This is a genomic window from Prochlorococcus marinus str. MIT 9201 (assembly GCF_000759955.1).
Lineage (GTDB): Bacteria > Cyanobacteriota > Cyanobacteriia > PCC-6307 > Cyanobiaceae > Prochlorococcus_A > Prochlorococcus_A marinus_G.
On record NZ_JNAL01000018.1, the window covers coordinates 176275 to 190181 of the forward strand.

At 31.4% G+C, this 13907-nt stretch carries 15 protein-coding genes and 1 tRNA gene; 8 read left to right on the forward strand and 8 right to left on the reverse strand.

Annotated elements, in window-relative coordinates:
* Nucleotides 1-5 precede the first annotated feature (5 nt).
* Both plsX and rpaB read right to left on the reverse strand, forming a co-directional pair.
* Nucleotides 6-1424, reverse strand: coding sequence for a phosphate acyltransferase PlsX (gene plsX, locus EU95_RS00655; RefSeq protein WP_032522943.1), 1419 nt, complete (start codon nt 1422-1424; stop codon nt 6-8).
* Nucleotides 1425-2171 carry a response regulator transcription factor RpaB gene (gene rpaB / locus EU95_RS00650; protein WP_032522944.1) on the reverse strand — a complete coding sequence of 249 codons (747 nt, stop codon included), beginning with the start codon at nt 2169-2171 and terminating at the stop codon, nt 1425-1427.
* Nucleotides 2172-2278: 107 nt separating this feature from the next.
* On the opposite strand from rpaB, the gene radA reads away from it, so the two are divergent.
* Nucleotides 2279-3631: a DNA repair protein RadA gene (gene radA, locus EU95_RS00645; protein WP_032522945.1), complete on the forward strand. Its 1353-nt coding sequence runs from the start codon at nt 2279-2281 to the stop codon at nt 3629-3631.
* Nucleotides 3632-3636: 5 nt separating this feature from the next.
* Here radA and EU95_RS00640 read toward each other — a convergent pair whose 3' ends face one another.
* A complete protein-coding gene (locus EU95_RS00640) occupies nt 3637-4158 on the reverse strand; it encodes a photosystem I assembly protein Ycf3 (RefSeq protein WP_032522946.1) in 522 nt (173 codons plus the stop codon).
* A gap of 122 nt (nt 4159-4280) precedes the next feature.
* Between EU95_RS00640 and EU95_RS00635 the strand changes: the two genes are divergently transcribed.
* The 3 genes from EU95_RS00635 to EU95_RS00625 are packed head-to-tail and all read left to right on the forward strand — an operon-like array spanning nt 4281 to nt 8179.
* Nucleotides 4281-6575, forward strand: coding sequence for a heavy metal translocating P-type ATPase (locus tag EU95_RS00635; protein ID WP_032522947.1), 2295 nt, complete (start codon nt 4281-4283; stop codon nt 6573-6575).
* Nucleotides 6576-7214 (forward strand): dTMP kinase, encoded by a 639-nt coding sequence (tmk, locus tag EU95_RS00630; protein WP_032522948.1) that lies wholly within the window; start codon nt 6576-6578, stop codon nt 7212-7214. It abuts the gene before it with no gap.
* On the forward strand, nt 7211-8179 hold the full coding sequence (locus EU95_RS00625) for a DNA polymerase III subunit delta' (RefSeq protein WP_032522949.1): 969 nt from the start codon (nt 7211-7213) through the stop codon (nt 8177-8179). Before tmk ends, EU95_RS00625 begins: the two co-directional genes overlap by 4 nt.
* On the opposite strand, the gene EU95_RS00620 is transcribed toward EU95_RS00625, so the two are convergent.
* The gene (locus tag EU95_RS00620) at nt 8176-8958 is read right to left on the reverse strand and encodes a response regulator transcription factor (protein WP_032522950.1); all 783 of its coding nucleotides are present in this window, start codon (nt 8956-8958) and stop codon (nt 8176-8178) included. The genes EU95_RS00625 and EU95_RS00620 overlap by 4 nt on opposite strands.
* 402 nt (nt 8959-9360) lie before the next feature.
* Between EU95_RS00620 and EU95_RS00615 the strand changes: the two genes are divergently transcribed.
* Entirely contained in the window at nt 9361-9720 is a 360-nt protein-coding gene (locus EU95_RS00615) for a DUF7326 family protein (RefSeq protein ID WP_032522951.1), read from the forward strand.
* Nucleotides 9721-10385: 665 nt separating this feature from the next.
* Nucleotides 10386-10535: a hypothetical protein gene (locus EU95_RS10015; RefSeq protein WP_193742503.1), complete on the forward strand. Its 150-nt coding sequence runs from the start codon at nt 10386-10388 to the stop codon at nt 10533-10535.
* Between the two features lie 11 nt (nt 10536-10546).
* On the opposite strand, the gene EU95_RS0109190 is transcribed toward EU95_RS10015, so the two are convergent.
* The 4 genes from EU95_RS0109190 to EU95_RS0109195 form a co-directional block, all read right to left on the reverse strand.
* Entirely contained in the window at nt 10547-10744 is a 198-nt protein-coding gene (locus EU95_RS0109190) for a hypothetical protein (protein ID WP_032522952.1), read from the reverse strand.
* 251 nt (nt 10745-10995) lie between these two features.
* A tRNA-Asn gene (locus EU95_RS00610) sits at nt 10996-11067 on the reverse strand.
* A gap of 49 nt (nt 11068-11116) precedes the next feature.
* Nucleotides 11117-11791 (reverse strand): ABC transporter ATP-binding protein, encoded by a 675-nt coding sequence (locus EU95_RS00605; protein ID WP_032522953.1) that lies wholly within the window; start codon nt 11789-11791, stop codon nt 11117-11119.
* 8 nt (nt 11792-11799) lie between these two features.
* On the reverse strand, nt 11800-12072 hold the full coding sequence (locus tag EU95_RS0109195) for a hypothetical protein (protein WP_032522954.1): 273 nt from the start codon (nt 12070-12072) through the stop codon (nt 11800-11802).
* A 151-nt stretch (nt 12073-12223) separates the two neighbouring features.
* Here EU95_RS0109195 and cysK point away from each other — a divergent pair, with 151 nt between their 5' ends.
* Both cysK and EU95_RS00595 read left to right on the forward strand, forming a co-directional pair.
* Nucleotides 12224-13192 carry a cysteine synthase A gene (cysK, locus tag EU95_RS00600; RefSeq protein ID WP_032522955.1) on the forward strand — a complete coding sequence of 323 codons (969 nt, stop codon included), beginning with the start codon at nt 12224-12226 and terminating at the stop codon, nt 13190-13192.
* Nucleotides 13193-13208: 16 nt separating this feature from the next.
* Complete coding sequence (locus EU95_RS00595; RefSeq protein ID WP_032522956.1) at nt 13209-13886, forward strand: DnaJ domain-containing protein; 678 nt, start codon at nt 13209-13211, stop codon at nt 13884-13886.
* The last annotated feature ends 21 nt before the right edge of the window (nt 13887-13907 follow it).

Consider the following 13907-nt stretch of genomic DNA (forward strand, 5'->3'; position numbering starts at 1 on the left):
ATGTTTTAGGAATTTAAAACTTGAAGCTTTTGAAGTTGATTTAAATTTTCCATAACGTTATGATTCACTGCAGAATGAGCCAATCGAAGAGCACTAACGACCGATAAAGACTTACTGCTGCCATGACCTATCACACAAATACCATTTACCCCAAGCAATAAGGCACCGCCATGTTCGGCATGATCTAACCTTTTCTTTATTCTTAAGAGATTACTTTTTAAAAAAGCCGAACCAACTTTTCCTCGCCTTCCTCTTGGAAGCTCAGATCTCAAAATATCCAATAAAACCCCTCCTACAGATTCAAGAAATTTTAATAATATATTACCGGTAAAACCATCACAGACGACTACATCAAAACTACCTGATAATACATCTCGACCTTCACAATTACCTCCGAAGTCAAAACTTTTTTCATTAGATAGTAGTTTAAATGTTTTAAGAGATAATTCATTACCTTTGCATTCTTCTTCTCCGATATTTAAAAGACCAATTCTTGGTTTTTTTACTTGCAAGACATCTTTGGCATAAATATTACCTAGAAGAGCAAACTGATGAAGATAGGAAGGTTTGCAATCAGTATTTGCACCAACATCTAAAACTAATACAGGACGAGTTTGATCCCTTGTCGGAAATAATGCACCTATGGCGGGTCTATCAATCCCTTTCAATCTTCCAATTCTAAATATGGCAGAAGCCATCATTGCTCCCGAATTACCCGCTGAGTAAACAGCTTGTGCTTTATTATTCCTTACTAAATCCATTGCAACATTTATGCTTGCATTTTTCCTTTTTCTGACTGCAGTAGCTTCTTCGTTCATCCCTATAGGATCTCCACTATCAATTAACTCAAGACGATTATTTTCTATTTCTTTTTCAAGTAATTCTCCTAAACCATTTTTTTCTGCTGCAATTCTTACTTTTTCAAGGTTGCCAACAAATTTTATGTTGATAGGAAATCTGCTAATCGCTTCAAGGCATCCTTCCAGGATTGGGCCGGGAGCATAATCTCCACCCATACCATCAACTGCAATCCAAATTCTATTAGATTGTGAATCAACTTCTTTATCTAGAATATTATCGTTATTTTGTAATCTTTTTAAAGGGTCAAAAACTAAAGGCTGTAATGTATTTTTAGCTATTGAACTAGCATTTGAAACAACACTACTAGCAGTATTCACAACAGATTCGGCGCTTGAAACTACATTACCCGCCACATTACCAGCAACATTACTAGCAACATTACTAGCTGTGCTCACAACAGCCCCAGCGCCAGAAACTACATTTCCTGCCACATTACTAGCTGTTATCGCAGAACTAGCAGCAGTATCTACTATTGAAGTTACAGCCGAATTTCTTTTATACCAAATAACTAATCTTCTGATAGCCCTGGGCTTATTAATTTTTTGTAGACTCTCTTTGCCCATTTATTTGCCGTCAAAAGGAGCAATATCCACAATCCTTTGAAAAAGATATCCTGTACCTCTTGCTGTTAGTATCAATTCAGGATTTGCTGGATCAGCCTCCAGTTTTGATCTTAATCTTGATATATGAACATCGACTACTCTTGTATCTACATGTCTCTCAGGCGTATATCCCCAAACCTCTTTTAAAATCTCTCCTCTACTAAATGGCTCTCCTGACCTGCTTACCAAAAGCTCTAAAAGACTAAATTCCATACCAGTTAACCTAATTCTCTCATCGCTTTTAAAAACTTGTCTACGATTTGTATCAATTTTTATATCAGTTACCAAAATCAATCCTGAATTAGGCATTCCAGGAATTTGATCTTTGTCAATTCTTCTTAAAACGCATCTAATTCTAGCTTCTAATTCCTTAGGACTAAATGGTTTCACAACATAATCATCAGCCCCTAATTCTAAACCTGTTATCCTGTCTGCAACATCTCCTAATGCAGTTAACATAACAATTGGAACATCAGAATCTTTCCTTAATTCTTGACAAACTCCATAGCCATCTAACTTTGGCATCATAACGTCGAGCACGACTAAATCAGGCTCATAATCTTTAAATAACTTTAGTGCTTCTTTACCATCACTTGCAGTTACAACTTTGTAGCCAATCATGGAGAGGCGCGTCTCCAGAATTCTTCTAATACTTGCCTCATCATCTGCGACAAGAATTGTTTCTTTAGTTTGACTAGATAGAGCCATTTGTTTCTATTAGCTAATCAGTAAGAGAATTAATTATTATCCTAATCTAACTTGTAGAGGGGCAATATCCCAAACATTATAGTTCTTTTACTTCATTCAAAAACTAAATGTCTAGCAAATTGTCGACTTTTATTTGTCAAAATTGCGGAACTGAAACTTCTCAGTACTTCGGGAAATGCCTTAATTGCAACTCATGGAATTCCATTGTTGAAGAAATTAAAAGCAAGAGATCTAAATTTCAAGATATTAAAAATAATAAGAAATCTATACCGTTTAATGAAATTTCATCAAAAAAAATATCAAGATTTACAAGTGGTTTTACGGAATTTGATCGGGTTCTTGGAGGTGGAATAGTACCTGGGTCTGTTGTTTTACTTGGAGGAGAACCTGGCATAGGTAAAAGCACAATAATTCTTCAATCAGCAGGAAAAATATCTCTCAATGAGAAAGTTTTATATATAACCGCAGAAGAATCTTTAGAACAAGTAAAAATTAGATGGGAAAGATTAAAACAAAACAGTATCGATTTAAAAATTTTTGCAGAAACCAATTTATCCATAATTATTGAAGAGATCAAACGTGTAAATCCAAATTTCGCAATTATTGATAGTATTCAAGCCATACATAATCATGAGATGGAAAGTTCTCCAGGATCAGTTTCTCAAGTTAGAGCATGTTCATCTGAATTACAAAATCTTGCCAAAGACAATAATATCGCGCTTCTAATAATTGGTCATGTAACCAAAGATGGAGCTTTAGCTGGTCCTAAAACTCTAGAACATTTAGTTGATACAGTAATAAACTTTGAAGGAGATAATATTTCCTCACACAGATTATTAAGAAGTATAAAAAATAGATTTGGATCGACTTTTGAAATTGGAATTTTTGAAATGCTTGAAGAGGGTTTAAAAGAGATAAAAAATCCGAGTTCAATTTTTACAAATAAAGAAAATATTTCAGGTGTAACAACTACGATTACAAATGAAGGCAGTCGACCATTAGCAGTTGATATACAAGCGCTGGTAAATAAAACTTTCTACAGCAACCCAAGACGAACTACAACTGGAATTAACATTAATAGATTACATCAAATTTTAGCTGTTATTGAAAAACACGTAGGGATAAAATTATCTGAATTTGATTGTTATATAGCTACTGGTGGGGGTTTTGAGATTAACGATCCGTCATCTGATTTAGCTGTAGCAATATCAATTTTATCAAGTTTGAAAAATATTCCTCCTTTGACCAGTAGCTCATTTATTGGGGAATTGGGTCTGAGCGGTCAGGTTAGAAAATCGAATAACCTTAGAACAAAGATAGAAGAGGCTGTAAGACTAGGGATCAAAAATATCATAGTGCCAAAATTAGAGGAGGAACTGAATAATAATTTTCAGAATTTAATAAATATCAAAGAGATTTCAAATATTAGAGAAGCATTTGACTATTCTTTATCAGAGTAAAAATATTAGAGATACATATCAATTGAACTTCTTCCTGAGTTTTTCAACCAATTCTCAATATCTAGATAACCACCTGGATATAGTCTCACTGCTTTAGACCAGACTTCAGCAGCTTTATCGAACCAAATATCTCTCTGATCTAAATCACCATTCTGTTCAGCAAATCTTCCTCTTTTTTCATAAATTAAACCTATATTTTTAAGGCATGATGGCTGTTTGGGATTTTCTACTAATGCTTTTTCATAAGTTTCAATTGACAAATCTTCCTCACCGTTACTCATATATATAATTGCCATATTTTTTAATGTCTCACCCCTATCAATTTTATTTTCTTCAAGAAGTAAACTCTCTTTGTAATACTCTAATGCTTCCGAATAATCCCCATTATTTTGTGCAGCTAGGCCATCTCTATAATAGATATATGCCTTTTTTTCTTTCTCTGCAATAGGCATTATTTTTACTATAGATTCAGCAATTACAGTAAAAGCTTTATCAATAAAATTGTCTCTGTTTTGATTACTAGGCACTGCTCTAAATCTAATAAAATTAATATAGTAATTTAAAAAATAACTATTTAAAAAGTCTATAACATTTATTATTATAGTTAAAAATGAGATTAAGCATTAATTTGCTTCTATCGTGAAAAAATATGGAAAGCATTCAATTAAGCATTAAAGGAATGAAGTGCGGAGGTTGTGTTAGCACCGTTGAAAAAATTTTGAATAATTCCGATGGTATTGAAAATGTTTCTGTTAACTTACTTACTGAAAGTGCCTATTTTGAAATCACTCAGAAACATTTCAAAATAGAAACAGTTCTCGAAAATTTAAAAGAGAATGGTTTCCCTTCAAAAATTTATATAAACGATTTTTCAAAAAAAATTAATAAAGCAGAATTAGAAAAAAAAAAGAAGTGGAATAACCAATGGAAAAAACTAACATTCGCCCTATTACTTTTATTATTTTCAGTTTTGGGTCATCTAGCAGAGGGAAGATATATAAATTTTCCAATATTAGGTAATATTTTTTTTCACGCTTCATTAGCAACATTAGCTCTATTACTTCCTGGCAGAGGAATAATTATTAATGGGTTTAAATCATTTATAAAGAACCGTCCGGATATGGATTCTTTAGTAGCTCTTGGAGTAACTAGCGCCTATACAACTAGTCTTCTATCCTTAATATTCCCTACCACTGGTTTTCCTTGTTTTTTTAATGAACCAGTTATGTTGTTAGGCTTTATTCTAATTGGGCGTTTCTTAGAAGAAAGAGCAAAATACCAAACTGGTTCATCAATTGGAGAGTTGTTAGATCTTCAACCTGAAATGGCAAATATCTACACAGAAGATAATCAAATAAAGTCAATAAGAGTAAATACTTTAAAACCCGATCAAGAGATTCAAGTTTTGGCAGGAGACAGAGTACCTGCTGATTGCATTGTTACGCAAGGAAATTCATATGTTGATGTTTCTCATATTACGGGAGAATCGAAACCTATCGAAGTAAAAAAAGGCGAAAATCTATCAAGTGGATCTTTAAATCTTAATTCAACTCTTAGACTTAAAGTCCAAAAGGTTGGAGGAGATTCTTCTCTTGCAAAACTAGTAAGTCTTATTGAATCTGTAAACGCGAGCAAACCTCCTATTCAGAGAATTGCCGATGAAATTGCAGGAAAATTCACTTACTTTGTTCTTATCTTTGCTACTTTAACCTTCTTCTTTTGGTGGAAGGGGGCAAGAAACATTTGGCCTGATTTATTAAGTCAAAATAATCAATTCATAACTCACTCAAGCCACACACTTCATAGTTCGCTTGGTAGTAATGCAGAAAATTTTCTAAGTTTAGCAATTCAACTGTCAATTGCTGTTTTAGTAATAGCTTGTCCTTGTGCATTAGGTTTAGCTACTCCAACTGTAATTACAGTCGCATCAGGTAAAGCAGCAAAAAAAGGGATTTTATTTAAAGGCGGGGACAAAATAGAAATGGCTTCAAAAATTAATCACATTATTTTTGATAAGACAGGTACATTAACAAAAGGTAAGCCTTTTATTGTTGATTATAAAAATAATAATGATCATTCATTTCTATTACAAATAGCTGCCAGTCTAGAAAAAGAAAGCAGACATCCAATCGCAGATGCCTTAATTCGAGAGGCAAAAAAACAAAATTTAAGCTTATTTAGAATAAAAAAAATTTTCACCCATTCAGGTAGAGGTATTTCTGGAGAACTTGATTCAATTGATGGACTTATAAATATTGGAAATATTGAATGGCTACTAAGCAAAGGAATAATTATTGATAGTAATGCACAAAAAGTCATTGAAAATGAAGAGACAAAAACGAACACTATCATTGGAGTAAGTATCAAAGATAAATTTTTAGGCTTTATCTTGTTAGGAGATTTACTCAGGGACGATTCAATTAAAACGGTTCAAAATTTAAGAGAAAAAAATTTTAAAATTAATATATTAAGTGGCGATAGAAAACAAACAGTTTTAGCTTTAGCAAAAAAAATTGGTTGTAAAGAATCAGAAGTCAAATGGGGTCTGCTTCCTCAAATGAAACTAAAGATTATAGAAAGTTTAAAAATAAATAATAAAGTGGCAATGATTGGCGATGGTATAAATGATGTTCCAGCCTTGGCATCCTCAGACTTAGGAATTGCAGTTGGTTCAGGAACTCAAATAGCCAAGGCAAATGCAGATGTAGTATTGATGGGAGATCAACTAAATGGATTACCCTACGCCCTTAATCTTGCAAAAAAAACTATACGAAAAATAAAACAAAATCTAACATGGGCTTTTGGTTACAACCTACTAGCTATACCTATAGCCGCCGGCATTTTATTTCCTAAATACGGTATTCTTCTTACTCCCTCAATAGCAGCATTATTGATGGCTACTAGCTCCATTACTGTTGTAATTAATGCTTTATCTTTGGAATAAATGAAAGGAAAATTTATCGTTATTGAGGGTATTGATGGATGTGGAAAGACTACTCAGATAGAAGAACTATCTAAATGGCTGCCTAATAGTGGTCTACTAAAGAAAGGGTCTAAATTAATCACAACAAGAGAGCCGGGAGGGAGTAATTTAGGAAAAAGACTTAGAGGACTGATTCTTGATAATAATGAAAATAACAAGCCCTCATCACTTGCGGAATTATTGCTTTATTCAGCAGATAGAGCTGAACACGTTTCCAAAATTATTTCACCTGCTTTAAATAATAATGATTGGGTTATAAGTGATAGATTTTCCGATTCCACCCTGGCTTATCAAGGTTATGGAAGAAATATAAATTTAGAAATAATTAAAAATATTGAATCTATTGTATGTCAAGGAGAATCTCCTGATTTAACTTTCTTCTTAGAAATTTCTCCAGAAGAAAGTTTATTCCGAAGAAAAAATGAAATTCCTGATAGAATAGAATCAGAAGGAATTAAATTTTTACAGAAAGTAAATGAAGGCTTCAAAATAATAGCCAAAGAAAAAAAATGGACTGTCATATCTGCCTCACAAAATATTAAAACTATTTCTAATCAAATTAAAGAGAATATACTGAACAATTTTTCTAATAAAAAATGATTGAGGTTAAAAAAAATAATTTTTTATTTAATGAAGAAGTCAATACCTTTCTGAGCAAAATAATTAAAAACAAATCTTTTGCTAATGGTTACATATTTTATGGTGCTGAAGGAGTAGGGAAAAAGCAAACTGCTCTTCAATTTATAAAAGATATTTTCAAACAATCTTCACAAAGCGAGAATGTTGAAGAGAAAATTACCAAAAATAACCATCCTGATTTTCTAATTATCGAACCTGAATCTCTTTTAGCAGCTAAAAATTCAAGAAGTTCCGATCTTGAAAAAACAATTAAAAGTGGATCTGAGATTATTAAGATTGCTCAAATACGTAATATCAAAACTTTTCTTGGCCAGAAATCAATAAACTCAGAAAAAAAAATTGTTTTAATTATTGATGCACACCTCCTAAACGAGGCAGCCTCAAACTGCCTTTTAAAAACCTTAGAAGAACCTAGCAATGGCATTTTTATTTTACTAACTTCTAAACTAAATCTTCTCTTAGATACGATTATTTCAAGATGTCAAATTGTCAGATTTAGATCCTTTTCTAGTAAACAAATAGAGTCTATTTTTAACGATTATTTAGATACTTCTAAATTAAAAATTAATACGAAATTAAAATTCGAAGATTTAATAAACTCTGCAAATGGATCTCCAAATCAATTATTGAAAAATATTGAAATTTGGAATGATTTTTCAGATGAAATTATAAGTAAATTAAATTCTCCAATAAAAAATAGTCTGGAAATATTAGAAATATCTAAATTAATATCTGAAAAATTAGAAATTTATCAACAGATTTTTTTAGTCAATTTAATTCAAACTATTTGGTGGAGAAAAACCAAAAACATCATTCTAGTTAAAAGACTTGAAAATTTAAAATATCTTTTAAAAAAAAATATTCAACCAAAGTTAGCATGGGAAACAACCTTTCTAAAAATTTCAATAGAAAATATAAGAGATTAATCTAAGGCAGAATTTATCAAATCAGGATTTTTTGCTTGAATAAACTCTTGCCTTGCAGTTTCAACTTGAGAACCAATTGGTAATTCAAGGCAATATCCTGCACCATATACAGTTTTTATATATATAGGCTTACGTGGATCAGGCTCTAATTTAGTGCGTAAGTGTCTAATGTGAACTCTTATTGTTTCTATATCATCATCAGGTTCATATCCCCATACTTCTTTGAGAATTAATGATGGAGAAACAGTTTGACCATGTCTCTGCAAAAGACAGTGAAGCAATTCAAATTCAAGGTGAGTTAATCTTACAGGAGATTCAAACCAAATAGCTTCAAACCTTTCAGGAACAAGAGTTAAAGGGCCATAGTTTAATATTTCTTGCTGGTTACTTGAATTCAATTGTGCTCTGTTGGTCCTTCTCAATAATGCTTTTATGCGTACATGCAATTCTTCTAGATCGAATGGTTTAGTAATGTAATCATCTGCTCCAGAATTAAACCCAGTGACCTTATCTTTGAGACCACCTAATGCGGTTATCATCAAAATAGGAATATTTGATGTTCTTTCATCTCTTCTAAGTCGCTGGCATAAAGTTAATCCATCAACACTTGGCAGCATTAAGTCCAAGAGTATTAAATCTGGTGAATATTGAAGAGCTAATGCTTGTCCTTTAATGCCATCTTCAGCTTTTTGGACATCGAAACCAGAATGTTCGAGATGTCTCGCCACCAAATCACGCATATCACGGTCGTCTTCTATTAGAAGGATTGAAATTTTCATATTGATAGACTATTAAGTAAAGATTAAGTTTTGATAATATGATTCTCTCAAGAATTTATAAAGATTGCTGAATTAATGTAAACAATTTTATCATATAGATTTATCAATTAACTAAGTTATAGCAATGGATTAGAAAGAAATTGCAAATTTTAAAAAAGTTTAAATTTCACAATTTCTTTCGATTCTATTTACTTTTTCTTAATAATCAGAGGGGAATTAGGAAAAATAGTGATTAAATTTGAAAAATATTTAATTCAAATTTTCATTTTTAAAGCATCTAAAAATAGAATTAAATTGTGATCCTATGTTGTCAAAGAGGAATTAACATAGTTCAGATTTTTTCATTTCTCCTAAATGTTTAAACTAATAATTTTGACTATATTAAAAAAAATTTAAGTATCTATGAAAAAGAAGTCTATTATCTATTCTGATTTATCAAAAAAACAACTAGAAAAACTCAAAGAGCTATACATTCAAAAAAAAATTGAATCGATGAGTCATCAAGACCTTAAGCAATATGTACTAGAAATTATTTCTCATCAGATAAACGATACTATTGGAAAAGAAGAGGAAATGGAAGCATGGGGAGAAATGTCAGATTTTTTTGCAGATCAATTTGAAATAATTATCCTAGAAATACAAACACAATACATTGACGATAAAAACGTACGTGAAACAGAAATAGATTCGCAAAAACAAAGAATAGAATTACTCGAAAGAAATAATACAGATCAAGAGAAAAAGGATATGTGGGATGACTAGAATTTACTGAATTGTGTAATTTAAAAGGTACAAACAAAAATATATCTTAATTTTATAGAACGAAAATCAATTAAATAATAAATTTTTTATGTGAGGAATAATTTAATTGTTCTAATTACTGTTCTTAAAACAAGCAATTCTTAATTTAGTTTTTAAAATATAGTTCAATTTATATCTGTCATTAATGTTCTATATACTGTTCTTGTTAATGTATTAAAAATACTTGGGGTTATCTTCGGATAACCACTTTTTGATAAGAAAAGGGGTCATAAAATAGTCACCTTCATTAAGGTGACCTTGGACAACTTTTTAAAATGTAAAAACTCCCCGGGCGAAAGATAGGCAGATCTCTCATAACCTTTTATAGACATTCATAGTCGATCAAATAATTTATATCTCATAGAAAAAACACTTAAAAACTAAAATTTTGATTCCTGAAGTTGCCTAAAAATAAAATAAGAGGGCATTTGTTTGCCCTCTTCGAGTCGTATGCACCTCGCTGTCCACAAAGTCGATGAAGTGCTTTTGACTCCTGAATTATTTCTACTCCTACTGAATAGAAAATGATAGTCGTGACAACCACAAAGCACTAATACTCGGGTAGAAATACCCTATGAATTTGAAGTAAAAAAGAGGACAATATAAGTGTAGATACAGGAGGTCTTATGAAAATCATTACTCCTTTCACTATTCTCAATCAAAACTTCCATGAAATGGATTTGATTAGAGATGCAATGAAGAGTAAAAGATTAGCAACTGAAAGATTGCATGAAGATTATAGAAAAATGTACAAAAATCATCAATTTGCCTATTGAAAATAGGCATTCTATTCACATTGCTTATTGTTCAATCTGTTGAACATACATTTGCTGTTCATGACCATTCCTTTGTAGTCGGGAAGATTTAGTTCTTTCAACCAAATAGAAATTTCCTGAGCAGCATCAGACTTTTTAGGCATATAAAAAATTACCTCTTTAGAAGGTTTTATTACTAGATAAGGAGGTATCTTGACTGAAATTTTCATAATTCAAATATATCTAATTGTTTGTTTTTGCAAGCAAAATATCTTGGACGTATAACCGAAAAGGATGGAGTCCAGAAGTTGCCTAAAACACATTTTTTAAAAGGCTACAACACATAAAAAACACATTTTCACCCAAAAACCTGAACTACTATGAAAATGTGTGATTCATGAGATATGACAAAAAGACCAGTTATGCCAATAAAAAAGACCCTTTTGGGGTCTTATGGTCATCTAATGATCTTGTAATTGAACTCCCCGGGCGGGATTCGAACCTGCGACCAATCGATTAACAGTCGATCGCTCTACCGCTGAGCTACCGAGGAATATAAAATGAATTTAGCTCTTTAAAGTGCCTTATGACAAGTACAAGAATTAATTATATTTAAATTCTGATGGTTTTTGCCAGATAGATAAAGAACCATTTTTCAACTCTGCCACTGCATCAGCATAAGTTAATTCTTCATAACGATGAGTGATCCACAAAGCAGATAAAGGTTTACTTTTGTCACTTGTGAGATTTTTAATAGTTTGCAAAACTTTTAATTGGCTGGTTTGATCAAGTAAAGCTGTAGGCTCATCCAAAAGAATAAAATTTCTATTACTAATAAGAGCACATGCAATAGTTAAGCGTTGTTTTTGTCCACCGCTTAAAGTATGAACTGGTCTTTTTTCAAAACCAGTCATTCCTACTTGATCAAGCACATATTCAATTTTTTTATTAATTTCATTTTGACTAATATTTTGATTAAGATTTATCAGAAGTTCAGTCCTGCAATTTGGCATCAATATTTGATGGTCAGGGTTTTGAAATACCATGCCAATATTAGCTTTTGAATTAACAAATCCATTTTTGGGTTTAATTATTCCATTAATTAATTTTAAAAAAGTACTTTTTCCGCTACCGTTTTTACCTATTACCATCCAAAATCCAGGTTTTTTTATTGAGAAATTACATTTAAAAATTAAATCTTCTTTTCCCCCCGGGTATGAGAAAGAAACATCTTTGAATTTAATATGAGGTATTTCATTTTCAAGAATATTTTGCATTAATTCTATTAATCTATGTCGAGAGAAAATCCTGGTCTTTTGGCTCCTCCAGCTACTGAAGATTTTTCATATATCTGAACCGAAATGATTTCTTTAGCTCTGACAGCAATTAATTTATCTTGCACTTTGTCACACCTTAATTCGATCAAGTTTGAGGATTCTAAAGTTTCATTCATAGAACTTTTTATTTCATCATAAATTTGTTTAACATCATCAAAATTTTTCTTCTGAATTGAAAATGGAAAAGGTGAATATCTCAGACTTAGCTCCAGCGAATACATAATCATTATAAAAACTACCTTTTATAATAGTAAATATTTTTACGCAGAAAGTTTTTTAATTAAATTCTTTTGAGAAAAGTATATAAAAGACCTTTAAATACAATTATCATGTAAATAGAAGACTTAATTTTGCAATTTAGATAATCATTTCATGGAAATAGCAAATAATATAACTTCTCTAGTTGGAAATACACCATTAGTTAAATTAAACCGGATTAGAAAGCATTTTAATTGTTATCCAGAAATAATAGCTAAACTAGAAAGCTTTAATCCATCAGCTTCCGTTAAGGATCGCATCGCTTATTCAATGTTATGCAAAGCAGAAGAAGATGGATTGATAAAACCAGATAAAACAACGTTAATTGAAGCAACAAGTGGAAATACTGGCATCGCATTAGCAATGGTTGCTGCAGCCAAAGGATATAAATTAATATTAACTATGCCAGATACAATGAGTATTGAAAGAAGGGCAATGTTGAGAGCATATGGAGCTGAATTACAGCTAACACCTGGGAAAGAAGGGATGCAAGGAGCTTTAGATTTAGCTAATGAGTTATCTTCAAGCATTAAAAATAGCTATCAATTTAATCAATTTGAAAACTTTGCTAATCCAGATATTCATGAAAGAACAACGGCTCAAGAAATATGGTCCCAGTCCAATAACAATTTAGATGGATTAGTTACTGGAGTTGGCACAGGTGGAACAATAACTGGTTGCGCACGTTTTTTGAAAAGAGTTAATCCAAATTGCAAAATTTATGCTGTAGAACCCAAAAAAAGCGCTGTGATTTCCGGAGAAAAAGCAGGATCTCATTCTATTCAAGGAATAGGAGCAGGTTTCATACCGAAAGTCCTAAATACTAAATTAATTGATGAAATTATAAAAATAGATGACGATGAAGCATTTTATTATGGGCGTTTATTAGCTCGCTTGGAAGGTCTTTTATCAGGAATCAGCAGTGGTGCGGCTTTAGCAGCAACCATTAAAATCGGCGAAAGAAAAGAACTTATGAACAAAAGATTGATAGTAATTCTCCCAAGTTTTGGTGAAAGATATTTATCAACAGCGATGTTTGAATCGAATACCTCTATTCAAGCCAGAAAAGATGGTTATCTTTAATCCGTAATTTATCAAAATGGGAAAAAATTTATATGAAGAACTAGGCCTCAAAAAAAATGCAACTAAAAGTGAAATTAAATCTTCATATCGTTCTTTAGTTAAGCAACATCATCCAGATGCAGGCGGAGAAAAAGAACGATTTCTTGCAATACAAAATGCTTGGGAAACTCTAAATGACCCCATAAAAAAAGAACAATATGATAGGAATTTTTTCTCTTCCAGTTCATCATTTGATTCATTAAATAACAATTGGGAGGAGAAACTTAATTCAAAAAAATATAATTCGTCAATTAAAGACAAAGAAGTTGAAACATGGATTAAAGAAATTTATGCTCCTATTAATAAATTAATTAGCCAAATAATTAAACCTTTGAACAATGAAATAAAAGAATTATCTGCGGATCCATATGATGACCAACTAATGGAGAATTTTTGTATTTATATAAGTCTTTCTCAAAAAAAAATAGAAAAAGTTGAGAAAATTTATAACAGAAAATTAGTCCCAAGTTCGATTTCAGCTTTAGGCCTCGATCTTTATCATTGTTTTTCACAAGTCAAAGATGCACTTTCAGAATTTGATAGATACACACAAGGATACGTGGATGATTACCTATTTGATGGTAAAGAAATGATTAAAGAAGCAAAAAGAATACAATCAAAGATTTCTACAGAGAAAAAAAATAAAAACTTTTAGATATAAAATTTTAAATATAAA